20 protein-coding genes and 1 tRNA gene are annotated in these 24,863 nt (G+C 73.3%); 19 read left to right on the forward strand and 2 right to left on the reverse strand.

From position 1 onward, the window contains the following. Positions 1–21: 21 nt before the first annotated feature. Positions 22–2,298, reverse strand: coding sequence for a PBS lyase (locus tag IE287_RS06490; RefSeq protein WP_229883312.1), 2,277 nt, complete (start codon positions 2,296–2,298; stop codon positions 22–24). A 1,368-nt stretch (positions 2,299–3,666) separates the two neighbouring features. Between IE287_RS06490 and IE287_RS06495 the strand changes: the two genes are divergently transcribed. Both IE287_RS06495 and IE287_RS06500 read left to right on the forward strand, forming a co-directional pair. Next, positions 3,667–4,569 (forward strand): PP2C family protein-serine/threonine phosphatase, encoded by a 903-nt coding sequence (locus IE287_RS06495; RefSeq protein ID WP_189847931.1) that lies wholly within the window; start codon positions 3,667–3,669, stop codon positions 4,567–4,569. 51 nt (positions 4,570–4,620) lie between these two features. Continuing rightward, positions 4,621–5,655 carry an MASE1 domain-containing protein gene (locus tag IE287_RS06500; protein ID WP_189847932.1) on the forward strand — a complete coding sequence of 345 codons (1,035 nt, stop codon included), beginning with the start codon at positions 4,621–4,623 and terminating at the stop codon, positions 5,653–5,655. Between the two features lie 102 nt (positions 5,656–5,757). Here the strand turns inward: IE287_RS06500 and IE287_RS06505 are convergent. Beyond that, positions 5,758–5,829, reverse strand: a tRNA-Arg gene (locus tag IE287_RS06505). Between the two features lie 160 nt (positions 5,830–5,989). On the opposite strand from IE287_RS06505, the gene IE287_RS06510 reads away from it, so the two are divergent. From IE287_RS06510 to atpB, 17 genes are all read left to right on the forward strand, one after another. Then, positions 5,990–6,460, forward strand: a complete 471-nt coding sequence (locus IE287_RS06510) for a response regulator (protein ID WP_189847933.1) — start codon at positions 5,990–5,992, stop codon at positions 6,458–6,460. A gap of 126 nt (positions 6,461–6,586) precedes the next feature. Beyond that, on the forward strand, positions 6,587–7,549 hold the full coding sequence (nrtL, locus tag IE287_RS06515; protein WP_189847934.1) for an ArgS-related anticodon-binding protein NrtL: 963 nt from the start codon (positions 6,587–6,589) through the stop codon (positions 7,547–7,549). A gap of 15 nt (positions 7,550–7,564) precedes the next feature. Then, the gene (lysA, locus tag IE287_RS06520) at positions 7,565–8,956 is read left to right on the forward strand and encodes a diaminopimelate decarboxylase (protein WP_189847935.1); all 1,392 of its coding nucleotides are present in this window, start codon (positions 7,565–7,567) and stop codon (positions 8,954–8,956) included. 135 nt (positions 8,957–9,091) lie between these two features. Then, positions 9,092–10,381, forward strand: coding sequence for a homoserine dehydrogenase (locus tag IE287_RS06525; protein ID WP_189848233.1), 1,290 nt, complete (start codon positions 9,092–9,094; stop codon positions 10,379–10,381). 6 nt (positions 10,382–10,387) lie between these two features. Continuing rightward, entirely contained in the window at positions 10,388–11,458 is a 1,071-nt protein-coding gene (thrC, locus tag IE287_RS06530; RefSeq protein WP_189847936.1) for a threonine synthase, read from the forward strand. 322 nt (positions 11,459–11,780) lie between these two features. Further along, complete coding sequence (gene thrB / locus IE287_RS06535; RefSeq protein WP_189847937.1) at positions 11,781–12,698, forward strand: homoserine kinase; 918 nt, start codon at positions 11,781–11,783, stop codon at positions 12,696–12,698. A 428-nt stretch (positions 12,699–13,126) separates the two neighbouring features. Next, a complete protein-coding gene (gene rho, locus IE287_RS06540; protein ID WP_189847938.1) occupies positions 13,127–15,160 on the forward strand; it encodes a transcription termination factor Rho in 2,034 nt (677 codons plus the stop codon). A 220-nt stretch (positions 15,161–15,380) separates the two neighbouring features. Beyond that, complete coding sequence (locus IE287_RS06545) at positions 15,381–16,475, forward strand: LCP family protein (RefSeq protein WP_189847939.1); 1,095 nt, start codon at positions 15,381–15,383, stop codon at positions 16,473–16,475. Positions 16,476–16,621: 146 nt separating this feature from the next. Beyond that, positions 16,622–16,846 (forward strand): 50S ribosomal protein L31, encoded by a 225-nt coding sequence (gene rpmE, locus IE287_RS06550; protein WP_043219680.1) that lies wholly within the window; start codon positions 16,622–16,624, stop codon positions 16,844–16,846. A 97-nt stretch (positions 16,847–16,943) separates the two neighbouring features. After that, positions 16,944–18,020 (forward strand): peptide chain release factor 1, encoded by a 1,077-nt coding sequence (gene prfA / locus IE287_RS06555; RefSeq protein ID WP_189847940.1) that lies wholly within the window; start codon positions 16,944–16,946, stop codon positions 18,018–18,020. Between the two features lie 98 nt (positions 18,021–18,118). Next, a complete protein-coding gene (gene prmC / locus IE287_RS06560; RefSeq protein WP_189847941.1) occupies positions 18,119–18,964 on the forward strand; it encodes a peptide chain release factor N(5)-glutamine methyltransferase in 846 nt (281 codons plus the stop codon). Between the two features lie 37 nt (positions 18,965–19,001). Then, positions 19,002–19,649 carry an L-threonylcarbamoyladenylate synthase gene (locus IE287_RS06565; protein WP_189847942.1) on the forward strand — a complete coding sequence of 216 codons (648 nt, stop codon included), beginning with the start codon at positions 19,002–19,004 and terminating at the stop codon, positions 19,647–19,649. Further along, positions 19,646–20,290 carry an arsenate reductase/protein-tyrosine-phosphatase family protein gene (locus IE287_RS06570; RefSeq protein WP_189847943.1) on the forward strand — a complete coding sequence of 215 codons (645 nt, stop codon included), beginning with the start codon at positions 19,646–19,648 and terminating at the stop codon, positions 20,288–20,290. The genes IE287_RS06565 and IE287_RS06570 overlap by 4 nt, the downstream gene beginning before the upstream one ends. Positions 20,291–20,380: 90 nt before the next feature. Next, positions 20,381–21,628, forward strand: a complete 1,248-nt coding sequence (glyA, locus tag IE287_RS06575) for a serine hydroxymethyltransferase (RefSeq protein ID WP_189847944.1) — start codon at positions 20,381–20,383, stop codon at positions 21,626–21,628. Between the two features lie 119 nt (positions 21,629–21,747). Further along, entirely contained in the window at positions 21,748–23,067 is a 1,320-nt protein-coding gene (locus IE287_RS06580) for an MraY family glycosyltransferase (RefSeq protein ID WP_189847945.1), read from the forward strand. Positions 23,068–23,350: 283 nt separating this feature from the next. Continuing rightward, positions 23,351–23,764, forward strand: a complete 414-nt coding sequence (locus tag IE287_RS06585; protein ID WP_189847946.1) for a Cg1360 family ATP-synthase-associated protein — start codon at positions 23,351–23,353, stop codon at positions 23,762–23,764. Between the two features lie 225 nt (positions 23,765–23,989). Next, positions 23,990–24,799 carry a F0F1 ATP synthase subunit A gene (gene atpB, locus IE287_RS06590; RefSeq protein ID WP_189847947.1) on the forward strand — a complete coding sequence of 270 codons (810 nt, stop codon included), beginning with the start codon at positions 23,990–23,992 and terminating at the stop codon, positions 24,797–24,799. Positions 24,800–24,863 lie beyond the last annotated feature (64 nt).

Here is a 24,863-nt window from a genome sequence, read left to right on the forward strand (position 1 = left end):
CGGTCGCGCCGGGCCGCCCGGTCACGCCAGGCCTCCCGTCGAGCCGGGGCCCCCGCCCGCCGCGCCGTGGCCCTCGCCCGCCGCGCCGTGTCCCCCGTCCGCCGCGCCGTGTCCCCCGTCCGTCGAGCCGTGGTCCCCGCCCGCGGAGCCGTGGCCCCCGCCCGCCGCCCCGCCCCCCTGCCGCGGCCCGCACCGCTCCATCCGGGCCAGCGCCGCCCGGCACAGGGTCAGCAGCTTCTCGTCCTGGTGCACGTCGTGGCTGCCGGAGGCGCCCTCGCGGGCGTTGTGCCGGCGGCGGCGGGTCAGCTCGGCGAGGATCGGCAGCTCCGCCACCGGCGCCGCCGCCGGACCCATCTCGGCCAGGCACTCGGCGATGTCCACGCGCGCGTGCCGGTTCTCCTCCCAGGCCGCCAGCAGCACCGGCAGCGTCCGCTCCGTCTCCCCGGCCACCCGCCACAGCGCCGCCGCGCACCGCACCCGCTCCCACAGGTCCCGCGAGGTCAGCCCCGGCCGCAGCGCCCGGGCGGCCCCGGCCGCAGCCGGGCCGATCGCGCCCAGCGCCTGGGCCGCCGCACACCGCTCGGCACCCGAGGAGCCCGGCCGCAGCCACCGCACCAGGACCGGCACCACCGCGTCCGCGTCGCCCTCGACCGCCCACAGGGCGCGCGCCGCCGCCGTGGCGACCGCCGCCGAGTCCGCGCCGAGCAGCTCCCGCAGCTCCGGCACGGCCTCCCGGGCGGCCGGACCGAACGCGGCCAGCGTCCGCGCCACGGCCTCCCGCACCCACTCGCGCCGGTGCTCCGGCGCCCCGCGCAGCACCCGCAGCACCTCGGGCAGCGCCTGCGCGCCCCGCACCGCCGCCAGGGCGTACAGCAGCGGCGCCGCCCGGTCGTACACCTCCTCGTCCAGCTCCACCGCCGCCAGCCGCCGCCGCAGCAGCGGCGCGAGCCCCGCCGCCGAGGGGCCGAGCCCCTCGACCGCGTACAGCAGCTCCCGCCGCACCTCGCCCGGCCCCTCCAGGACCCGCGCGAGCAGCGGCACGGCCCGGGCGTCACCGCTCCGCGCCAGCGCCAGGAGCGCCCCGTCCCGCCCGGTCCTGCCGGTGAGCTCCGACGGCCCGCCGCCCGGCCCCTCGGCGAGCACCCCCGCCAGCGCGTCGGCGGCCGGCCCCGCCAGCTCGAAGAGCCGCTCCAGGAAGGAGGTGGCCGCCTCGCGGAGCCGGGCGTCGGGATCGGCGAGCTGCGCGCCGACGAGCCGGACGACCTCCTCGTACCGCCCCCGCCAGAGCCGGGTCAGCCCGCCGCACAGCCAGACCGCGTCCGACCGCTGCCCCGGGTCCGGGCTGCGCAGCTGCGCCAGGATCAGTGCGATCCGGTCGTCGACCCGGTCGTCCAGCGCGCCGTGCAGGGTCCGCAGCAGCTCCTCCGTCCACGGCGTCCGGCGCCCCGCCGCGTGCTCCTCCAGCAGCTCGCGCACCTGCCCCACGAGCGTCACCGGGAACCGCGCGGCTCCGGACTCGCCGCCCCCGGCGTCCGGCTCCGGCCGCGGCACCGTCCGGATCTCCTCCAGGAGCCCCGTCACCCACCGCACGATGTCGTCCGGGATCCGTCCCGGCGCGCACCGCGCGAGCTGCGCCAGCGCCGCGAGGCGCAGCCCCGGGTCCTGCGCCGCCCGCGCCAGCCACCCCAGCCAGTCCACCGTCTCGGCGCGCAGCGCGGCGTGCCGCAGCGCGATCCGCCCCACCGCCGCGACCAGCGCCAGCCGCGCCTCGGTGTCCGGCTCCACGGTCAGCCGCTCCCGCAGCAGGCGCAGCACGCGCGCGGGGTCCGGGTGCAGCGAGGCGAGCGCCACCGGCGCGGCGAGCCGCACCTCCGGGTCGGCGTCGTCGACCAGGCAGAGGAAGACGTCGGCGCCCGCGGCGATCGCGGCGGCCGCCATCGCGAAGTTCGCGGCCGGCACGAAGTCGGCGTCGTCCGGACAGGACCCGGCCGGGCAGTCCAGGTCGCCGTCCTCGTCGTCCAGCTCGATCCCGCCGATGCTGGTGAGCAGCTCGACGATGCCGCCGCGGTCCTGGACGCCGGGGTCGGCGACGAGCTCCAGCAGGAAGGGGATGCAGGCGAGGGTGGAGTCGTACACGTCGCCCTGGTGGTGCACCGCGCCGTACATGCCGTCGAGGGCGGTCTCCCGCTCGGCGGGGTCGGCCGAGGCGAGACCGCGCAGCAGCGCCGGCACGTCGTCCGCGGGGCCGTACGCGTGCCCCAGCGAGGCCCAGTCGACCTCCTCGATCCCCGTCAGCATTGCCAGGCCGCCTTCCCCGTGAGCCCTCCACCAGGCAGCAAGTGTGCACCACAGGAGGCACATCGACGCCGAACCGGCGCCACCCGCCGCGCGACCGCGGAACGTTGCGCTCGGTTTGCGCCATGTACGGTGCGCGGCGCGGCCGTTGCACACGGTGAGACCCGGCGGGGAGGCGCCCGCGCGGGGGGTGCGCCGGGGCCGGGACCGCCGTCGCGCCCCCGCGCCCCGCGGCCGTGCGAACGAGGCGGAGCCGTGCCGTCCGGCGACCCGCCGCGGCCCCGCCACGGGCACCCGCGCGCTCCGCGGCACCGGCCCGCGCACGAGGCCCGTCCCCGCCGTCACCCCGCCCCCGCTCCCCGCGCTCCGGTCCGCCGGGGCCGCGCCGGGGTGGGCCGGGGCGGTGGCCGGGGGAACCCGCCCGGCGACCCGGCCGGCCGCGCCAGCGGCCGGCCCGCCGGGCCGGCGTCCCCGACCGGTGCCGCGTCCACGGTCACGGAGCGCCGGACCTCCCGCCGGGCCAGGGTGGCGCCGGTGCGAGGGGCGGGGGCCGCCGGCCCCAGGTGGTGCCGGTGCGACGGGCCCAGGTGGCGCCGGGGCGACGGGCCGGGTCCGCCCCCGGCCGCGTCCCCGCCGCACACGCCTCCCGGAACCGCACCCGCCTCCCGGAACCGCGCGCGCCACTCCTCGCTCCTCGCGACCGGCCCCCGCCGGACCGCCGGTCCCGCCCGACACCGTGCCGGGCCGCTCCCATCGGTCCCCGGCGGCGGCGTCCGCGCGTCCCGGCGGGGCGGGGCGGGGCGCGGCGGGCGACCCGAAGGCGCCGGAGACGGGACCGGCGGCCCGGCCCGTGCCCGCCCGGCGCGCGACCCGCGGCGGGCGGCGAAGCCGGGCCGCCCGCCGCGGCACGCGCACGGCCCGCCGCCGGGCCCGGCCCTCGGTGCCGCCTCCCGGCTCCCCGCGCCGACCGGCCGCTCATGGCGCCTCCCCAACCCGCCCGGGACCGGACAGGGACCCCGGCCGTTCCCCGTACCGCTCCAGACGTGGCGCGATGTCGCCCCTCGGGAAGGCGGCACCGACGGCGTTCCCGGCGCCGGCGCGGTGGTGCGGCGGCTCCTCCCCGACGGGCACCGGCCGGGAGGGAAAGGCCTCCCCGGTCCTGCCGAGCGCGATGCGCACCCCGTCACCCCGCCGCCTCCAGGGGAGGCGTCATACGATGAGATGCCCACGTTTCACGCCAAAACGATGCGAAGGGAAGGAACCGCGCGATCGATCGGGAACGGCGCCACGTCCCTCGGCCCGGCCGGCATCCCGATTCCCCCATGAGGCCCGGGCGCCACCACGCCAGGAGCCGATCCGCCGGAGCGACCGATGTCCCGCAAGCACCACCCGGGGGAGGGCGACGAGCTGCTCGCCCGCCTGGGCTCGCTGACCGCCCAGGCGCGCCGTCACGCGGAGCTCCAGCGTTCCCAGGTGGAGCTGGCGCTCGCCCTCCAGCGCGACATGCTGCCCGCGGAGCTGCCCGCCATCCCGGGGTTCCGCCTGGCCGTCGCCTACGCGCCCGCCTGCACCGGACTCAACGTGGGCGGCGACTGGTACGACGCCTTCGCCATGCCCGGCGGGCGCCTCGGGCTGTCCATCGGCGACGTCCAGGGCCACAACACCGAGGCCGCCGCCCTGATGGGACAGGTCCGGGTCGCCCTGCGCGCGCTCGCCTCGGTCGCCGCCGACCCGGGCGAGCTGCTCGCCCGCACCAACGACCTCCTGCTCTCCCTCGGCACCGATCTCTTCGCCACCTGCACCTTCATGCAGCTCGATCCCTCCACCGGGCTGCTGGAGAGCGCGCGGGCCGGCCACCTCCCCTGCGTCTGGGCGACGGCCGACGGCAGGTCCGGCACGTCCGAGGACGACGGGGGCCCGCCCCTCGGCGTCGCGGCGGGCGCCGAGTACCCCGTGACCCGGTACCACCTCACCCAGGGCGGCGTGTTCGTCCTGCTCACGGACGGCGTGGTGGAGGGCCCCTCGCTGCCCGTCGAGGAAGGCCTCGACCAGATCGTCCGGCTCGCCGGCATCGCCGCCGTGGCGGGCCTCTCGCCGGACTCCCTCGCGGCCGCGGTGATCAAGGGCGCCGAGCGGGTGGGGCACGACGACGACGCCGCGGTGCTGGTCGTGCGCCACGACGACCGCGGCATGGACGCCGTCCGGGCGAGGGCCGCCCGCGACCCGGCCGGACCGCCCGGACCCGCCGGACCGGGGGGCCGGGGTCACCCGTGAAGCGGGGGTGGGAGGCCTCTCCCCTCGCCGCGGGGCCCGGGCCGGTGTCTGATGGCTGGTGTGCCGGTTATCCAGGACCTCGATCCGCGCCGGGCGGCCGTACTGGTCGCCCAGTCCCTCGCGGTCGCGATCGGCTACTTCGCCGCGGGCCGCCTGGGGCTCACCCGGCAGCTGGTCGTCGAGGGCGCGATCTACACGCCCATCTGGCCCCCCACGGGCGTGGCGGTCGCCGCCTTCCTCGTCCTCGGGCTCCGGGTCTTCGGCGGCGTCGCCCTCGGCGCCCTCCTGGTGATCGCGTCGATCGCCACCCTCCGGCCCCTGGCGCTGGTCAACGTGGCCGGCAACACCCTCGCCCCGGTCTGCGCCTACCTCATGCTGCGCCGGGTCGGCTTCAGCGCCCGCCTGGACCGGCTGCGCGACGGCCTCGCCCTGGTCTTCCTCGGGGCCTTCGCCGCCATGACGATCAGCGCGACGACCGGCGTGGGCGTCCTCGTCCTGACCGACCGGCTCCCCACCCACGACTTCTGGACGGTCTGGCTGGCCTGGTGGGTCGGCGACGCGATGGGCGTCCTGATCGTCACCCCGGTCCTGCTGATGCTGGAGGACCTGCGGCCGCCCTTCCGGCCCCGCCGCTGGAAGGAGGCCCTCGGCCTCGCGGTCACCACCGTCGCGACGGTCACGCTCGCCGTCCACGGGCGGATGAGCCTGCTCTTCCTCGTCTACCCCCTCCTCGTCTGGGCCGCGCTCCGCTTCCAGCTCGCGGGCAGCGCGCTGTGCGCCCTGTACGCCTCCGTCATGGTCACGATCGCGGCGACGGACGGGAGCGGCCCGTTCGCCGGGCTGACCCAGACCGAGGTGATGATCAACCTCCAGGCCTTCAACGCGACCATGGCCCTCACCGCGCTCCTCCTCTCCGCGGTGGTCACCGAGCAGCTCAACACCCGCCGCTCGGTCGAACACGCCTGCCAGGAACTGACGGAGGTCCTGGAACACCTCACCGCGGGCGAGTCCCGCCCCCTCACCCCCGACCCGCCCCGCCCGGCCCCCAGCGGCCGCCCGCCCGACGGCCCGGATCCCCCCGGCTGAACCGCGCCCGGCAGCCCGCTCACCCGCCCGGCCGCACATACGACAAGACCCCGCTCTCAGCGTTTCCGCTGATCACGGGGTCTGTGTGGCACTTCTTCGAAGTGCCCCCGGCAGGATTCGAACCTGCGCACACGGCTCCGGAGGCCGTTGCTCTATCCCCTGAGCTACGGGGGCTTCGTCGCTGCTCGGCGGCGACGGGTGAAACCTTACCAGCTCTCGCGGGGTGCCTGTGAACAGGTATTTCCGGGGCGTCACCAGGGGGGTGTTCGCTCGCACGGGTCGGAAGTGGGCAAAACCCGGACGCAGCCCCTCGGGGCGTCCTACTCTCGTTCACGTGTCAGGCGTGTCCGGGCGGGTGCTCGTTGTCGACGACAACAAGGTCATCCGGCAGTTGATCAGGGTCAATCTCGAACTAGAGGGGTTCGAGGTCGTGACCGCGGCTGATGGTGCCGAGTGTCTGGACGTCGTGCATCACGTCCGGCCCGACGTCGTCACCCTCGACGTCGTCATGCCGCGCCTCGACGGCATCAAGACCGCCCAGCGGCTCCGGGAGGACCCGCGGACCCGGCACCTCCCCGTGGCGATCATCAGCGCCTGCGGAGAGGGCGAGGGGGCTCCGGGAGCGGACGCCTTCCTCGCCAAGCCCTTCGAGCCGGCGGAGCTCGTACGGGTCGTCCGGCAGCTGCTGCACCGGGAACCCCGGGAGCGGCGTCAGGCCGGCACGCCCGACGCGGGAGAGGAGCCGTCCGCAGGCGACGGGAGCCCGGGGAGACCGGCCGCCGGGAGCATCCTGCCCGGGTGGTGAACGACCGGCCGGGCCGAGGGCGAGAGATCCGCTCCCACCTGCGGATTCGTCGTGAGCGGTGACGCGGGTGCCCGGATGGCGAAACCGGTTCGCGTTCCGCCCCCCCTCCTCCCCTAGGCTGGGACCGTGACCCCCGCGGACCTCTCCCTCACCGTGCAGCACGCCGTGCGCCGTGCGGTCGACGACGGTGCGCTGCGGGTCGACGTCCCCTCGCGCGTCGCGGTGGAGAAGGCCCGGCCCGGAGGGGTGGGGGAGTACGCCAGCAGCGTCGCCCTCTCGCTCGCGCGGCCCGCCGGCCGCCCCGCGCTGGACGTCGCCTCCGTCCTGAAGGAGCGGCTCGACGGCGCCGCCGGCATCCTCGCCGTGGACATCACCGGCCCCGGCTTCCTCAACTTCACCCTGTGCGACGACGGCGCCGCCGGCCTCGTCCGCGCCGTCCTCGCCGCCGGCACCTCCTACGGACACGGCGACGCCCTCGCCGGAGAGTCCGTGCGCTTTGAGCCCCCGGTCGAAGCCCGCGCCTCGATCGTCGTGGGCTGCCTCACCGGGCTGCTGCGCGGGCAGGGCGCCGAGGTCTCCACCGGTACCGGCGGGGAGCGGCCCCACGTCCACCCCGGCACCGACGACACCGCGCGGCTCGGCACCGACGCCGCCCGGTGGCGGCTGCTGCGGGCCGCCCCGCACGACCGGCCCCTCGACGGGGCCCCGCTCCTCGTCCCGCACGAGCGCAACCCGCTCTTCCGCGTCCGGTACGCCCACTCCCGCGCCCGGCGGCTCGTCGTCAACGGCGCGCAGCTCGGCGTCCTCCCCGCGTACACGACCGAGGTCGCGGACCCGCTCGTCGGACTGCTCCGCGACCACCCCGGCGTCCTGCTCGCCGCCGCCCGCCACCGCGCCCCCGACCGGGTCGCGCGGCACCTCGAAGCCGTCGCCGACGCGCTGCTCGGCTTCCAGCACGGCGTGCTGCCGCTCGGCGACGAGAAACCCTCGGCCGCCCACCGCTCCCGGCTCGCGCTCGCCGAAGCCGCCGGGACGGTGCTCGCCGGCGGCCTCTCCGTGCTCGGCATCAGCGCACCCGACCGGATCTGAAAGAGCTGACCAGACATGAGCCGTTCCGCCCACCCCGCAGGCCCCCGCCACGCCGACGTCCTCCCCGAGGGCCACTACACCGCGCCGCCCGCCGACCTGAACACGCTCGACCCCAAGGTGTGGTCGCGGACCGTCGAGCGCGACGAGCAGGGCATCGCGACCGTCGCGGGACTGCGCGTCACCGACCTCGCCGAGGAGTTCGGGACCCCCGCCTACTTCCTCGACGAGAGCGACTTCCGGGCCCGCTGCCGCGCCTGGGCCGAGGCCTTCGGCGCCGACGCCGACGTCTTCTACGCGGGCAAGGCCTTCCTCTCCCGCGCCGTCGTCCGCTGGCTGCACGAGGAGGGGCTCAACCTCGACGTCTGCTCCGGCGGCGAGCTGAGCACCGCCCTCTCCGCCGGGATGCCCGCCGAACGGATCGCCTTCCACGGCAACAACAAGAGCGAGGACGAGATCCGGCGGGCCGTCGAGGCCGGCGTCGGGCGGATCGTCCTCGACTCCTTCCAGGAGATCGTCCGGGTCGCCCACATCGCCCAGTCGCTCGGCAGGCGCCAGCGCGTCCAGATCCGCGTCACCGTCGGCGTCGAGGCGCACACCCACGAGTTCATCGCCACCGCCCACGAGGACCAGAAGTTCGGCATCGCGCTCGCCGGCGGGCAGGCCGCCGAGGCCGTGCGCCGGGCGCTGAAGCTCGACGGCCTCGAGCTGATCGGGATCCACTCGCACATCGGGTCGCAGATCTTCGACATGGCCGGCTTCGAGGTCTCCGCGCGGCGCGTCGTCCAGCTCCTCGCCGAGGTGCGCGACGAGCACGGGGTCGAGCTGCCCGAGATCGACCTCGGCGGCGGCCTCGGCATCGCCTACACCTCCGAGGACGACCCGCGCGAGCCGCACGAGATCGCCAAGGCGCTCGGCGAGATCGTCACCCGGGAGTGCGAGGCCGCCGGGCTGCGGACCCCGCGGATCTCCGTCGAGCCGGGCCGGGCCATCGTCGGCCCGACCGCCTTCACCCTCTACCGGGTCGGCACGATCAAGCCCCTCGACGGGCTGCGCACCTACGTGAGCGTCGACGGCGGCATGTCGGACAACATCCGCACCGCCCTGTACGACGCCGAGTACAGCGTCGCCCTCGTCTCCCGCACCAGCGACGCCGAGCCGGTGCTCTCCCGCGTCGTGGGCAAGCACTGCGAGAGCGGCGACATCATCGTCCGCGACGCCTTCCTCCCCGCCGACCTCGCCCCCGGCGACCTCCTCGCCGTCCCCGCCACCGGCGCCTACTGCCGCTCCATGGCGAGCAACTACAACCACGCCCTCCGCCCGCCCGTCGTGGCGGTCAGGGACGGCGAAGCAAGGGTCATCGTCCGCCGGGAGACGGAGGAAGATCTCCTGCGTCTCGACGTCGGCTGATGAAATAGTCGGGTGATGGAATCGATGTCTCAGGATCCGGACGGTGGGCTGAATCCTCCGTCCGGTGAGTGAGACTTGTCCCCATCCCCGTCATAACCGTAGAGATACGAGAAGTACGAGAAACGAGGTCGGATGATGCGTACGCGTCCGCTGAAGGTGGCGCTGCTGGGCTGTGGAGTTGTCGGCTCCGAGGTGGCGCGCATCATGACGACGCACGCCGACGACCTCGCCGCGCGCATCGGCGCGCCGGTCGAGCTCGCCGGCGTCGCCGTCCGCCGGCCCGACAAGGTCCGCGGCGGCATCGACCCCTCGCTGATCACCACCGACGCGACCGCCCTGGTCAAACGCGGGGACATCGACGTCGTCGTCGAGGTCATCGGCGGCATCGAGCCGGCCCGGGCCCTCATCACCACCGCCTTCGAGCACGGCGCCTCCGTGGTCTCCGCCAACAAGGCGCTGCTCGCCCAGGACGGCGCGACCCTGTACGCCGCCGCCGAGCGGCACGGCCAGGACCTCTACTACGAGGCCGCCGTCGCCGGCGCCATCCCGCTGATCCGCCCGCTGCGCGAGTCCCTCGCCGGCGACAAGATCAACCGCGTCATGGGCATCGTCAACGGCACCACGAACTTCATCCTCGACAAGATGGACTCGACCGGAGCCGGCTACCAGGAGGCCCTGGACGAGGCCACCGCCCTCGGTTACGCCGAGGCCGACCCGACCGCCGACGTGGAGGGCTTCGACGCCGCCGCCAAGGCCGCCATCCTCGCCGGGATCGCCTTCCACACGCGCGTGCGCCTGGACGACGTCTACCGCGAGGGCATGACCGAGGTCACCGCCGCCGACTTCGCCTCCGCCCGGCAGATGGGCTGCACCATCAAGCTGCTCGCGATCTGCGAGCGGGCCGCCGACGGCGAGTCCGTCACCGCGCGCGTGCACCCGGCGATGATCCCGCTCAGCCACCCGCTGGCCTCCGTCCGCGAGGCGTACAACGCGGTCTTCGTCGAGGCGGAGGCCGCCGGCCGGCTCATGTTCTACGGCCCCGGCGCGGGCGGTTCGCCGACCGCCTCGGCCGTCCTCGGCGACGTCGTCGCCGTCTGCCGCAACCGTCTCAACGAGGCGACGGGCCCCGGCGAGTCCGCGTACACCCAGCTGCCCGTGAGCCCCATGGGCGACGTGGTGACGCGGTACCACATCAGTCTCGACGTGGCCGACAAGCCGGGCGTCCTCGCCCAGGTCGCGACGGTCTTCGCCGAGCACGGGGTGTCGATCGACACCGTCCGACAGCAGGGCAAGGACGGCGAGGCCTCCCTCGTCGTCGTCACCCACCGCGCGGCCGACGCCGCCCTTTCCGGGACCGTCGAGGCGCTGCGCAAGCTCGACACCGTGCGCGGTGTCGCCAGCATCATGCGTGTTGAAGGGGAGTAAGGACCCATGACCAACCAGGGCACCCACCAGTGGCGCGGCATCATCGAGGAGTACCGGGACCGCCTTCCGGTCACGGACACGACGCCGGTCGTCACGCTCCGTGAGGGCGGCACGCCGCTCGTTCCCGCTCAGGTCCTCTCCGAGCGCACGGGCTGCGAGGTGCACCTCAAGGTCGAGGGCGCCAACCCCACCGGCTCCTTCAAGGACCGGGGCATGACCATGGCCATCACCCGGGCGAAGGAGGAGGGCGCCAAGGCGGTCATCTGCGCCTCCACCGGCAACACCTCCGCCTCCGCCGCCGCGTACGCGGTGCGGGCCGGGATGGTCTCCGCGGTGCTGGTGCCCCGGGGCAAGATCGCGCTGGGCAAGATGGGCCAGGCCCTCGTGCACGGCGCGAAGATCCTCCAGGTCGACGGCAACTTCGACGACTGCCTGACGCTGGCCCGGTCGCTCTCCGAGAACTACCCTGTGGCGCTGGTCAATTCGGTCAACCCGGTCCGCATCGAGGGCCAGAAGACCGCCGCGTTCGAGATCGTGGACATGCTGGGCGACGCGCCCGACATCCACGTGCTGCCCGTCGGGAACGCCGGCAACATCACGGCCTACTGGAAGGGCTACACCGAGTACGCCGCCGACGGCCTGGCGACCCACCGGCCGCGCATGTGGGGCTTCCAGGCCTCCGGTTCGGCCCCGCTGGTGCGCGGCGAGGTCGTCAAGGACCCGTCGACCATCGCCACCGCGATCCGCATCGGCAACCCGGCCTCCTGGCAGTACGCGATCGCCGCGCGCGACGAGTCGGGCGGCTTCATCGACGAGGTGACGGACCGTGAGATCCTGCGCGCCTACCGCCTGTTGGCCGCGCAGGAGGGCGTCTTCGTGGAGCCCGCCTCGGCCGCCTCGGTCGCCGGTCTGCTGAAGGCCGCCGAGCAGGGCAAGGTCGACCCGGGCCAGCGGATCGTCTGCACGGTCACCGGGAACGGCCTGAAGGACCCCGACTGGGCCGTCGCCGGCGCGCCGCAGCCGGTCACCGTCCCGGTCGACGCCGCGGCCGCCGCCGAACGGCTCGGACTGGCCTGATCCCGACGCCCCGGACGGGGGAGCGGATGCTCGGGAACGAGCGGAGACTCCCCCCGACGGAGTGAGGGACCTGGTCGAAACCCGATCAGGAACGTACATAGGCGCACAGGTTGGCGCGCGACACGCATCGTGCGCCTCCCGTGCGCCCTATGTCGCCGCAGAACCTTCCTTCGATAGGCTGTACCGAACCCGCCCCGGCGCATATGCGCGGTGTCGTTGCCGTTGTCGCCTCCTCGCGACCGAACGGCCGAAACGGTCCCCCGGGTTCTCCAGCACTTCTCTTGAACACCCCGTTGCCGCAGTCAAGGAGAGTCATCGAGCGATGGCCGGTCCCGCGTTCCGCGCCGCCGCCGTACGGGTGCGCGTCCCCGCCACCAGCGCCAACCTCGGCCCGGGCTTCGACGCCTTCGGCCTGTCGCTGGGCCTCTACGACGACGTGGTCGTCCGGGTCGCCGACTCCGGGCTGCACGTCGACATCGCCGGAGAGGGCGCCGAGACGCTCCCGCGCGACGAGCGCCACCTGCTCGTACGCTCCCTGCGCACGGCCTTCGACCTGCTCGGCGGGCAGCCGCGCGGCCTGGAGGTCGTCTGTGCCAACCGCATCCCGCACGGCCGCGGCCTCGGCTCCTCCTCCGCCGCCATCTGCGCCGGCATCGTCGCCGCCCGCGCCGTGACCATAGGCGGGGACGCCAAGCTCGACGAGGCCGCCCTGCTGGAGCTGGCCACCGAGATCGAGGGCCACCCCGACAACGTCGCCGCCTGTCTGCTCGGCGGCTTCACCCTCGCGTGGACCGAGTCCGGCGCCGCGCGGGCGATCAGGATGGAGCCCTCGGATTCCATCGTTCCGGTGGTTTTCGTCCCCGGCAAGCCGGTGCTGACCGAGACCGCCCGGGGCCTGCTGCCGCGCACCGTCCCGCACGTGGACGCCGCAGCCAACGCCGGCCGCGCCGCCCTCCTCGTCGAGGCCCTGACCCGCCGCCCCGAGCTGCTGCTCGCGGCCACCGAGGACCGGCTGCACCAGGAGTACCGGGCCCCCGCGATGCCGGAGAGCATCGCGCTGGTGAACCGGCTGCGGGCCGACGGCGTGCCGGCCGTCATCTCCGGCGCGGGCCCCACGGTCCTGGCGCTGGCCGACCGGGGGACGGCCGACAAGGTCGCCCGGCTCGCGGGCGAGGGCTGGGCCGCCAACCGGCTCGACCTCGACGCCCCCGGAGCGAGCGTGCTGCCGCTGGCGCCCTGACGGGCGGCGGCGCACGCCGTACGGGGCGCCGGGCAGCGTCCCGAACACGCGACAGCCGGTCGAGAGAGGGGGAATGTTTGTTGGAGCCGGTAGTGTTAACCTCAAGTCTGCACCCGACCTCTTTGTGGAGCGGTGCGGAGTGTCCCCTCAGGGACCACCCATTCTTCCGGGAGCCTCCCCAACTGCCTGAGCAGCCTGCCTGAGCAGTTTCGAGCACGCTCCGGAACCGGCACGACACCCCTCGCTCTTCCGGATGCGAGGGCCGAGCAGGGGGCGCTCGGGCCGGACCCACAGCACGTTTCACTCCTCTCGCCGCATCCCGGCGGGACCACCGCCCCGGACACGGTCCGCCAACCAGGACCGCTGCCGGACAGCACAACCGGTCGCCGAGCCACAGGGCCGACGTCCGCTCCAGGGAAGGACCCTTCGTGAGCGACACCACCGATCTGATGGGCGTGACTGCCGACGGCACCGCCGACGCCGCCGCGCCCGCCGCAGGTGCTGCCAGTGGCGGCACCGCACGGCGCCGCCGCTCCGGCACCGGCCTCGAGGGCATGGTCCTGGCCGAGCTGCAGCAGGTCGCGTCCGGCCTCGGCATCAGGGGCACCGCGCGGATGCGCAAGAGCCAGCTGATCGAGGTCATCAAGGAGGCGCAGGCCGGAGGGGGCTCCGCCGCCCCCGCCAAGGCCGAGGCCGCCGCCGAGACCAAGCCGAAGCGCCGTGCCACCTCCAAGGCCCGCACGGGCGAGACCGCCGAGGCCGTCGAGCCGAAGGCGGAGAAGGCCGAGCCGGCCCCCGCCCAGCAGCAGATCGACATCCCGGGCCAGCCGTCGAAGTCGCCCGCCGCCGATCAGGGCGACGAGCAGCCGGCCGCCGAGCGCCGCCGCCGCCGCGCCACCGCCCCCGCCGGTTCGCCGGAGGGTGCCGAGGCGCCCCAGGCGGTCAAGACCGAGGCCCGCGCCGAGACCCGTACCGAGGTCAAGGGCGAGCCGCAGGGCGACAAGGCCGAGGCCGCCGTGGACGGCGCCGAGGGCCGCACCCGCCGTGACCGCCGTGACCGCCGCGACCGCCAGCGCGAGCGCGGCAAGGGCGACGACCAGCAGCAGGGCGGCGGCCAGCGCAAGGACCAGCAGCGCCAGGGCCAGGGCCAGGGCCAGGGCCAGAGCCCGCAGGGCGGTCAGGGCCAGCGCCCGCAGAGCGCCCCGCAGGACGACGACGACGACTTCGAGGGCGGCCGCCGCGGCCGTCGCGGCCGCTACCGCGACCGCCGCGGGCGTCGCGGGCGCGACGAGTTCGTCGCCGGCGAGCCGCAGGTCTCCGACGACGACGTCCTGATCCCGGTCGCGGGCATCCTCGACATCCTCGACAACTACGCGTTCATCCGGACCTCCGGCTACCTGCCCGGTCCGAACGACGTGTACGTCTCCCTCGCCCAGGTCCGCAAGAGCGGCCTGCGCAAGGGCGACCACCTCACCGGCGCGGTCCGCCAGCCGAAGGAGGGCGAGCGCCGCGAGAAGTTCAACGCGCTGGTCCGCCTCGACTCGACCAACGGCATGGCGCCGGACTCCGGCCGCGGCCGCCCCGAGTTCAACAAGCTGACGCCGCTCTACCCGCAGGACCGGCTCCGTCTGGAGACCGACCCGGGCGTGCTGACCACGCGGATCATCGACCTCGTGTCGCCGATCGGCAAGGGCCAGCGCGGTCTGATCGTGGCCCCGCCGAAGACCGGCAAGACCATGATCATGCAGGCGATCGCCAACGCGATCACCCACAACAACCCCGAGTGCCACCTGATGGTCGTCCTGGTCGACGAGCGTCCGGAAGAGGTCACCGACATGCAGCGGTCGGTGAAGGGCGAGGTCATCTCCTCGACCTTCGACCGCCCGGCCGAGGACCACACCACCGTCGCCGAGCTGGCCATCGAGCGCGCCAAGCGCCTCGTCGAGCTGGGTCACGACGTGGTCGTCCTGCTGGACTCCATCACCCGCCTGGGCCGCGCGTACAACCTCGCGGCGCCCGCCTCCGGCCGCATCCTGTCCGGTGGTGTCGACTCGACCGCGCTCTACCCGCCGAAGCGCTTCTTCGGTGCCGCGCGCAACATCGAGGACGGCGGCTCGCTGACCATCCTGGCCACCGCGCTGGTCGACACCGGCTCGCGGATGGACGAGGTGATCTTCGAGGAGTTCAAGGGCACCGGCAACATGGAGCTCAAGCTCGACCGGAAGCTCGCCGACAAGCGGATCTTCCCGGCCGTCGACGTCGACGCCTCGGGCACCCGCAAGGAGGAGATCCTCCTCGGCAGCGACGAGCTCGCGGTCACCTGGAAGCTCCGTCGCGTGCTGCACGCGCTCGACCAGCAGCAGGCCATCGAGCTGCTCCTGGACAAGCTCAAGCAGACGAAGTCGAACGGCGAGTTCCTGCTGCAGATCCAGAAGACCACTCCGGGTGGCAGCAACGACTGACGTCGCCGGTGACGCGGGGAGACCCGCGTCACACCACGGAGGACGGCCTTCGGGGCCGTAACCCCTTCGTGACCTGCGTGAACACCGTGCCCACCGCTCCCCGAGCGGTGGGCACGGTGCGTTGCGGAGGGCTCGCTCACCGAAACCCCACAGGTCCTTGTGCAACCCTTTCGGATGCTTTGCCGTCACACCAGGTGAACCATGGGCCAGAGGGAAGACGATGACCGAGCAGAACCAGAACGGCCGCATACGGGGCGGCGCCACCGGCCGACGCCGGAAGGCGCCCGCCCGGCGCGGCCGCGCCGGCAGGCTCGTGGCGGGCGGTGCCGCGGTGCTCGTGCTGGCCGGCGCCGGCCTCGGCTACGTGTACCTCAAGCTCGACGGGAACATCCAGGCCGTCGACATCAACGCCCAGCTGGGCACCGACCGCCCCAAGAACGTCGACAACGGCTCGATGGACGTCCTCGTCCTCGGCTCCGACTCCCGCTCCGGCGACAACGGCGCCTACGGCAAGGACGAGGGCGGCGCCCGCTCCGACACCGCGATGGTCGTCCACGTCTACGAGGGCCACAGGAAGGCGAGCGTCGTCTCCATCCCGCGCGACACCCTCGTCGACCGCCCCGCCTGCACCGACGAGCGGGGCGCCGAGGCCCCCGGCGAGAGCCGCGCCATGTTCAACACCGCGTACGAGGTCGGCGGCCCCGCCTGCGCCGTCAAGACCGTCGAGGCCATGTCCGGCATCCGCATGGACCACTACATCGAGGTCGACTTCACCGGCTTCAAGAAGCTCATCGACACCCTCGGCGGCGTCGAGATCACCACCACGCGGGCCATCGAGGACCCCAAGAGCCACCTCGACCTGGAGCCCGGCACCCACACCCTCGACGGCGAGCAGTCCCTCGGCCTCGTCCGCACCCGCAAGAGCGTGGGCGACGGCAGCGACCTCGGCCGCATCCAGCTCCAGCAGGCCTTCATGAAGGCCTTCATCGAGCAGGTCAAGGACGTCGGCGTGCTCGGCAACCCCAAGAAGCTCCTCGACCTCGCCGACGCCGCCACCAAGGCCGTCACCCCGGACTCCGAGCTCGACTCCGTCCAGGAGCTCATGGGCTTCGCCCAGGGCCTCGCCGGCATCTCGGCCGAGAACGTCCACATGGTGACCCTGCCCGTCCGCTACGACCCCCGGGACCCCAACAGGGTCGTCCCCCTGGAGAAGCAGGCCGCGCAGGTCTGGAAGGCCCTGGAGGGCGACCTGCCGATCCCCGCCTCCGCCACCGAGGCCACCGCCACCGGCAAGGCCGACGGGGTCGTGCGGTAGGGCGCGCGCCCCACCGGGAATACCGGCGGACCCACCCCGGTTTGGGGAGATGCGGCCGGTCCTGGCAGACTGGTACGTCGGCCCCGGTTCACGTCCGCCGCAACCCGCGGCGACGACCCGGCGCCCTCCCGGAACTAGGAGACACCTTGAAGCGCGAGATCCACCCCGAGTACGTCGAGACCCAGGTCAGCTGCACCTGTGGCGCGTCGTTCACCACCCGTAGCACCCTCACCGAGGGCACCATCCGTGCCGAGGTCTGCTCCGAGTGCCACCCGTTCTACACGGGCAAGCAGAAGATCCTCGACACGGGTGGCCGCGTCGCCCGCTTCGAGGCCCGCTTCGGCAAGGCCGCCGGCTCCGCCAACAAGTAGCGAGCCCACGCGCCGGTCACCGGCCGCCCCTGCCCGGGCGGCCGGGACCGGCGCTTTGGCGTCCCCGTAGCACACTGACGAAACCAGGAGCCCGAAGATGTTCGAGGCGGTCGAGGAACTGGTCGGCGAGCACGCCGACCTCGAGACGAAGCTCGCAGACCCGTCGGTCCACGCCGACCAGGCCAACGCGCGCAAGCTGAACAAGCGCTACGCCGAGCTGACCCCGATCGTCGGCACGTACCGCTCCTGGAGGCAGACCGGGGACGACATCGAGACCGCGCGCGAGTTCGCGCACGACGATCCCGATTTCGCGGCCGAGGTCAAGGAGCTGGAGAAGCAGCGCGAGGAGCTCACCGAGAAGCTCCGCCTCCTGCTGATCCCGCGCGACCCCAGCGACGACAAGGACGTCATCCTGGAGATCAAGGCCGGCGCCGGCGGCGACGAGTCCGCCCTCTTCGCCGGTGACCTCCTGCGCATGTACCTCCGCTACGCCGAGCGCGTCGGCTGGAAGACCGAGATCATCGACGCCACCGAGTCCGAGCTCGGCGGCTACAAGGACGTCCAGGTCGCGGTGAAGACCAAGGGCGGCAACGGCGCCACCGAGCCCGGCCAGGGCGTCTGGGCCCGGCTCAAGTACGAGGGCGGCGTCCACCGCGTCCAGCGCGTGCCCGCCACCGAGTCCGCCGGCCGCATCCACACCTCCGCCGCCGGCGTGCTCGTCACGCCCGAGGCCGAGGAGGTCGACGTCGAGATCCACGCCAACGACCTGCGCATCGACGTCTACCGCTCCTCCGGCCCCGGCGGCCAGTCGGTCAACACCACCGACTCCGCGGTCCGCATCACCCACCTGCCGACCGGCATCGTCGCCTCCTGCCAGAACGAGAAGAGCCAGCTCCAGAACAAGGAGCAGGCCATGCGCATCCTGCGCTCCCGGCTCCTCGCCGCCGCCCAGGAGAAGGCCGAGGCCGAGGCCGCCGACGCCCGCCGCAGCCAGGTCCGCACGGTCGACCGCTCCGAGAAGATCCGGACGTACAACTTCCCGGAGAACCGCCTCTCGGACCACCGCGTCGGCTTCAAGGCGTACAACCTCGACCAGGTCCTCGACGGCGAGCTCGACGCCGTCATCCAGGCCTGCGTCGACGCCGACTCGGCGGCGAAGCTCGCCGCGACCTGAGCCGCCCGTCCGCCGGCCCCCGCCCGAACCCGGGGCCGGCGCCCCGGCTCCCGCGTAAGGCCCCTCTCCAGCCCCACCCCGCACCACGGAGGACCAGCGTGAACCTGCTGCTTGCCGAGGTGGCCCAGGCCACCCAGCGGCTGGCCGACGCCGGCGTTCCCTCACCGCGTTTCGACGCCGAGGAGCTCGCCGCGTTCGTGCACGGCGTCAAGCGGGGGGAGCTGCACAACGTCAAGGACGCCGACTTCGACGCCCGCTACTGGGAGGCCATCGCCCGCCGCGAGGCGCGCGAACCGCTCCAGCACATCACCGGCCGGGCGTTCTTCCGCTACCTGGAGCTCCAGGTCGGCCCCGGCGTCTTCGTGCCCCGGCCGGAGACCGAGTCCGTGGTCGGCTGGGCCATAGACGCCGTCCGCGCGATGGACGTCGTCGAGCCGCTCATCGTGGACCTCTGCACCGGCTCCGGCGCCATCGCCCTCGCCATGGCGCAGGAGGTGCCGCGCTCGCGCGTGCACGCCGTCGAGCTCTCCGACGACGCCCTCGTCTGGACCCGGAAGAACGCCGAGGGCTCCCGCGTCACCGTCCACCAGGGCGACGCCCTCACCGCGCTCCCCGAGCTCAACGGCCAGGTCGACCTGGTCATCTCCAACCCGCCGTACATCCCCCTCACCGAGTGGGAGTACGTCGCCCCGGAGGCCCGCGACCACGACCCCGAGATGGCGCTCTTCTCCGGCGAGGACGGCCTCGACACCATCCGCGGCATCGAGCGCACCGCGCACCGGCTGCTGCGCCCGGGCGGCCTCGTCGTGATCGAGCACGCCGACACCCAGGGCGGCCAGGTGCCGTGGATCTTCAACGAGGAGGCCGGCTGGGCGGACGCCGCCGACCACCCCGACCTGAACAACCGGCCGCGCTTCGCGACCGCCCGCAAGGCGATGCCATGAGCCGGCACCGCACCACCACCGAGGAGGAGCGCGACTGATGGCACGCCGATACGACTGCAACGAGTCGACCGACCGCGCGACCGGTCTGCGCGAAGCCGCGTCGGCCGTCCGCCGCGGCGAGCTCGTCGTGCTCCCCACCGACACCGTGTACGGGCTCGGCGCGGACGCCTTCTCCGGCGAGGCCGTCGCGGACCTGCTCACCGCCAAGGGCCGGGGGCGCACCATGCCCACGCCCGTCCTCATCGGCTCCCCGAACACCCTGCACGGACTCGTCACCGACTTCTCCGAGCACGCGTGGGAGCTCGTCGACGCCTTCTGGCCCGGCCCGCTCACCCTGGTCGCCCGCCACCAGCCGTCCCTCCAGTGGGACCTCGGCGACACCCGCGGCACCGTCGCCATCCGCATGCCGCTGCACCCGGTCGCCATCGAGCTGCTCACCGAGGTCGGCCCGATGGCCGTCTCCTCGGCCAACCTCATCGGGCACCCCGCGCCGGAGGACTGCGACGCCGCCCAGCAGATGCTCGGCGACTCCGTCTCCGTCTACCTCGACGGCGGTCCGACGCCCGGCATCGTCCCCTCCTCCATCGTCGACGTCACGGGCAAGGTCCCGGTGCTGCTGCGCGAGGGCGCGCTGTCGCCGGAGGACCTCCGCAAGGTCGTACCCGACCTCGAGGTGGCCAGTTGACCGCCCCTGAGGGGCGTGGCATAGCGGGGTACGAGCACATCGGCACCTTCCGCATCCTCCACGTCAGCACCGGCAACGTCTGCCGCTCGCCCATCACCGAGCGGCTGACCCGCCATGCCCTGGGCCAGCGGCTCGACGACGGGCTCGGCCGGGGCCTCATCGTGGAGAGCGCCGGCACCTGGGGGCACGAGGGCGCCCCCATGGAGACCAACGCGGAACTGGTCCTCGCCGACTTCGGCGCCGACCACAGCGGCTTCGTCGGGCGCGAGCTCCTCGACGAGCACGTCATCCGCGCCGACCTCGTCCTCACCGCGACCCGCGACCACCGCGCGCAGGTCATCTCGATGGGTCACTCGGCCGGCCTGCGCACCTTCACCCTGAAGGAGTTCACCCGGCTGGTCCGCGCCATCGACCCCGCCACCCTCCCGGACCCGCGCGACGGCGTCGTCGAGCGCGCACGCGCCCTGGTCCGCGCGGCCGCCGCCCTCCGCGGGTGGCTCCTGGCCCCCTCCGCCGAGGCGGACGAGGTCAACGACCCCTACGGCGCCCCCATCACCGTCTTCCGCTCCATCGGCGACGAGATCCAGGAAGCGCTGGACCCGGTCGTCACGGCCCTGACGGGCGTCTCGACACCGCGCTGACGGGCCGCCGGGCGCGGCGCGGACTCCGGGGGCGCGCGGGGACGGCCGCGCCTACATTGGTGCTACGTCCCTCCAGGCACGGAGTCAGCCATGTCGGTCAGCGCGCCCCCCGAAGAGGTCCTCGACGTCCTGCGGCGGCAGGATCCGGAGATCGCCGACGTGCTGCTCGGGGAGGCCCGCCGGCAGGCCGAGACGCTCCAGCTGATCGCGGCCGAGAACTTCACCTCGCCGGCGGTGCTCGCGACGCTCGGCTCGCCGCTCGCCAACAAGTACGCCGAGGGGTATCCGGGCGCCCGGCACCACGGCGGCTGCGAGTACGCCGACGCGGCGGAGCGGATCGCCGTCGAACGGGCCACCGCGCTCTTCGGAGCCGATCATGCGAACCTGCAGCCGCACTCGGGCTCCTCGGCCGTCCTGGCGGCGTACGCGGCCCTTCTCAGGCCCGGTGACACGGTCCTCGCGATGGGCCTCGGCCACGGCGGGCACCTCACCCACGGTTCCCCGGCCAACTTCTCCGGCCGCTGGTTCGACTTCGTCCCCTACGGCGTCGACGCCGAGACCGGGCTGATCGACTACGAGCAGCTCGCCGCGCTCGCCCGCCACCACCGCCCGAAGGCGATCGTCTGCGGCTCGATCTCCTACCCCCGCCATCCCGACTACGCCCTCTTCCGGGCCGTCGCGGACGAGGTGGGCGCCTATCTGATCGCCGACGCCGCCCACCCCATCGGGCTGGTCGCCGGGGGAGCGGCGCCGAACCCGGTCCCGTACGCCGACGTCGTCTGCGCCACCACCCACAAGGTGCTGCGCGGCCCGCGCGGCGGGATGGTGCTGTGCACGGCGGAGCTGGCCGAGCGGGTGGACCGGGCGGTCTTCCCCTTCACGCAGGGCGGCGCCCAGATGCACACCATCGCCGCGAAGGCGGTCGCCCTGGGGGAGGCGTCCACCCCGGTCTTCACCGCGTACGCCCATCGTGTGGTGGAACACGCGCGGGTGCTCGCGGCCGCGCTCTCCGCCGAGGGCCTCGCCCTCACCACCGGCGGCACCGACACCCACCTGATCACCGCCGACCCCTCGCCGCTGGGCGTCGACGGGCGCACCGCGCGCGCCCGCCTCTCCGCCGCCGGGCTGGTCCTGGACACCTGCGCCCTCCCCCACGGGGACGGGCGGGGGCTCCGGCTCGGCACCGCGGCGGTCACCACCCAGGGGATGGGTGCCCCGGAGATGGCCACGATCGCCGCGCTGTTCACCGCGGCGCTGCGCGGAGAACCGGAGGAGACGGCTCGGGTACGGGCCGAGGTACAGGAGCTGACCAGGAGTTTTCCCCCGTATGGACGGTGAACGGAAGGCGGTCGCGGGGCGACCGGAACCGTTCCGGGACCCCTGGTGTCTCCAACCACGGTGACGGCCCGGCTAGGGTGTGGGGCTGAGATGGCCAGCGATTCCTGTGGGGACAGCCCGTGCGTGATTACCTGCTGACGCTCTGTGTCACGGCCGCGGTGACCTATCTGCTGACCGGTCCGGTGCGGAAGTTCGCCATCGCGACCGGCGCGATGCCCGAGATCCGCGCGCGCGACGTGCACCGAGAACCGACTCCGCGGCTCGGTGGCATCGCCATGTTCTTCGGGCTGTGCGCGGGGCTGCTCGTCGCCGACCACCTCCAGAACCTCAACAGCGTCTTCGACCAGTCGAACGAGCCGCGGGCACTGCTCTCCGGCGCCGCGCTGATCTGGCTGATCGGCGTCCTGGACGACAAGTTCGAGCTGGACGCGCTGATCAAGCTGGGCGCCCAGATGATCTCGGCGGGCGTGATGGTGGCGCAGGGTCTGACGATCCTCTGGCTGCCGATCCCCGGCGTCGGCACGGTCGCGCTGACCCAGTGGCAGGGCACCCTGCTCACGGTCGCCCTGGTCGTCCTGACGATCAACGCGGTCAACTTCGTCGACGGCCTCGACGGCCTCGCCGCGGGCATGGTCTGCATCGCCACCGGCGCCTTCTTCCTGTACGCGTACCGGCTCTGGTACGGCTACACGATCGAGGCGGCGGCCCCCGCGACCCTCTTCGCCGCGATCCTCATGGGCATGTGCCTGGGCTTCCTGCCGCACAACATGCACCCCGCGCGGATCTTCATGGGCGACTCCGGCTCGATGCTGATCGGCCTGATCCTGGCGGCGTCCGCCATCTCCATCACCGGTCAGGTCGACCCCGACACCCTGAAGATCTTCGAGGGCTCGACCCGTGAGGCGACCCACGCGGCCCTGCCGGTCTTCATCCCGCTGATCCTGCCGCTGACCATCATCGCGATCCCGATGACCGACCTGGTCCTGGCGATCGTGCGGCGCACCTGGAAGGGCCAGTCGCCCTTCGCCGCCGACCGCGGCCACCTGCACCACCGGCTCCTGGAGATCGGCCACTCGCACAGCCGGGCGGTGCTGATCATGTACTTCTGGTCGGCGCTGATCGCCTTCGGCACGCTCGCGTACTCGGTCCACTCGACGTCGATGTGGATCGTGCTGGCCGTCACGGCGCTGAGCGCCCTCGGGCTCGTCCTGCTCCTGCTGCCGCGCTTCTCGCCGCGGGCGCCCCGCTGGGCCGAGGCCGTCGTCCCGCCGCGCTACCGGCGCCGCGGAGCGGCCTCCGTGCCGGAGCCGGAGCCGGAGCACGCCGCGGTGGCGGACGAGGGGGAGCGGGTGCCGGTGCCGGCCGGTCTGCACGGCTCGACGGCCATCGGTCACCGCTCGCGCTTCTCCGACCGGAGGAAGGCCGGCACGCGCGGTTGACGGTCCGTCGAGGACGGTCGTGAAATGCCTCAGCGGAGCCCAATACCAGACAAGGCGCCCCGCTGTCGCGCACAACCGCGCGTTGTAACCCTCATGTGTGACAGTTGGCACACCCCCTGAGTAAAGACCTATTCAAATAGTTTGTGATACGGTTCACGAGACCCGGCGCCAGTGCCGAAAGACCGTAGTGCGACGGTCTGTTGGCCCCGAGACCCACCTCGGACCGGGCTTACGCTCGTCCCTGACGACACCATCGCCCCCTCCAGCAAGCGGAGACACCGCCATGCCTTCCACCGACGCACGCCTTCTTCTCTCGGCCGTCGTACCCACTGCAGCCGTCGGCGCCATCGCCACGGTGATCAGCGGAGTCGTCGCCGGCGGGAAGGGGGCGATCGGCGCCGTGCTCGGCACCCTGGTCGTGCTCCTCTTCATGGGCATCGGGATGCTGGTGCTCCAGCGGACGGCAAAGAAACTTCCGCAGCTGTTCCAGGCCATGGGGCTCTTGCTCTACACGACCCAGCTGCTGGTTCTCTTCGTGTTCCTGGCCTTGCTGAAGGGCACCACGGTGTTCGACTTCAAGGCCTTCGCCTTCACGCTGCTCGCGGCGACCGTGGTGTGGGTCGCGGCCCAGGCCCGTGCCTACATGAAGGCCAAGATCGCGTACGTCGAGCCCGAGAAAACGGGTTCGAAGTCGTGAAGGGTAGGGCCGGGATAAAGGCGCGTTCGGCTTCCTGCTATCGTCCGGTGCCAACTGCGGCATTGCGGGCGCGGGCATCCGAAGCGGCGCCTGTCCCAGCGCGAGGCTCGATGCCGAACCGCCGCCCCCTTATCCGTAAGACCAGTCCAGTGCCGACCCGCGGCTGTGCGCCGCGCCGACACAACGAGGTTGCCGTACCTATGCGCCACGCTGAAGGAGCCCGCGGTGAGTGCTGACCAGACGCTTGCCTTCGACCCGGATTGCCACATCTTCACCGGATGCGGCTTCCCGGCTCCGGGCCTGCACACGTTCATCTACGAGCCGATCGCGACGTGGGGCAGCTTCGAGCTGACCAAGCCCATGCTGCTCGCGGTTCTCAGCTCCATCGTGGTGGTCGGTTTCTTCTGGGCGGCCTTCCGCAAGCCCCAGCTGGTTCCGGGCAAGATGCAGATGGTCGGCGAGGCCGGTTACGACTTCGTGCGCCGCGGCATCGTCTACGAGATCATCGGCAAGAAGGACGGCGAGAAGTACGTCCCCTTCATGGTGTCGATGTTCTTCCTCGTCTGGATGATGAACCTCTGGTCGATCATCCCGCTGGCCCAGTTCCCGGTCACCTCGCTGATCGCCTTCCCGGCGGCCCTCGCGCTGATCGTGTACGTGCTCTGGGTGTCGCTGACCTTCAAGAAGCACGGCTTCGTCGGCGGATGGAAGAACATCGTCGGCTGGGACAAGTCCCTCGGCCCGATCCTGCCGCTGGTCGTCGTCCTCGAGTTCTTCTCGAACCTGATCATCCGGCCCTTCACGCACGCGGTCCGACTGTTCGCGAACATGTTCGCCGGTCACCTGCTGATCGTGATGTTCTCGCTGGCCTCCTGGTACCTGCTCAACGGCATCGGTGTCGTCTACGCGGCCACGTCCTTCGTGATGGTCCTCGTGATGACCGCCTTCGAGCTCTTCATCCAGGCCGTCCAGGCGTACGTCTTCGTCCTCCTGGCCTGCAGCTACGTCCAGGGCGCGCTCTCCGAGCACCACTGAGCCCCCTGCCACGGACCAGCTCCACCACCCACCCCGCAGTCTCCGGTGGCCAACCCCCACCGGG

The sequence above is a fragment of the Streptomyces omiyaensis genome (assembly GCF_014650895.1).
GTDB classification, from domain to species: Bacteria; Actinomycetota; Actinomycetes; order Streptomycetales; family Streptomycetaceae; genus Streptomyces; species Streptomyces omiyaensis.

What these genes read in the sequence shown, in the direction of transcription:
- IE287_RS06545 (WP_189847939.1), top strand. Translation starts at nt 15,381, where the DNA reads ATGACCGAGCAGAACCAGAACGGCCGCATACGGGGCGGCGCCACCGGC.
- IE287_RS06565 (WP_189847942.1), top strand. Translation starts at nt 19,002, where the DNA reads ATGGCACGCCGATACGACTGCAACGAGTCGACCGACCGCGCGACCGGT.
- IE287_RS06490 (WP_229883312.1), bottom strand. Translation starts at nt 2,298, where the DNA reads ATGCTGACGGGGATCGAGGAGGTCGACTGGGCCTCGCTGGGGCACGCG.
- thrB (WP_189847937.1), top strand. Translation starts at nt 11,781, where the DNA reads ATGGCCGGTCCCGCGTTCCGCGCCGCCGCCGTACGGGTGCGCGTCCCC.
- IE287_RS06525 (WP_189848233.1), top strand. Translation starts at nt 9,092, where the DNA reads ATGCGTACGCGTCCGCTGAAGGTGGCGCTGCTGGGCTGTGGAGTTGTC.
- thrC (WP_189847936.1), top strand. Translation starts at nt 10,388, where the DNA reads ATGACCAACCAGGGCACCCACCAGTGGCGCGGCATCATCGAGGAGTAC.
- glyA (WP_189847944.1), top strand. Translation starts at nt 20,381, where the DNA reads ATGTCGGTCAGCGCGCCCCCCGAAGAGGTCCTCGACGTCCTGCGGCGG.
- IE287_RS06495 (WP_189847931.1), top strand. Translation starts at nt 3,667, where the DNA reads ATGTCCCGCAAGCACCACCCGGGGGAGGGCGACGAGCTGCTCGCCCGC.
- IE287_RS06585 (WP_189847946.1), top strand. Translation starts at nt 23,351, where the DNA reads ATGCCTTCCACCGACGCACGCCTTCTTCTCTCGGCCGTCGTACCCACT.
- lysA (WP_189847935.1), top strand. Translation starts at nt 7,565, where the DNA reads ATGAGCCGTTCCGCCCACCCCGCAGGCCCCCGCCACGCCGACGTCCTC.
- IE287_RS06500 (WP_189847932.1), top strand. Translation starts at nt 4,621, where the DNA reads ATGGCTGGTGTGCCGGTTATCCAGGACCTCGATCCGCGCCGGGCGGCC.
- prfA (WP_189847940.1), top strand. Translation starts at nt 16,944, where the DNA reads ATGTTCGAGGCGGTCGAGGAACTGGTCGGCGAGCACGCCGACCTCGAG.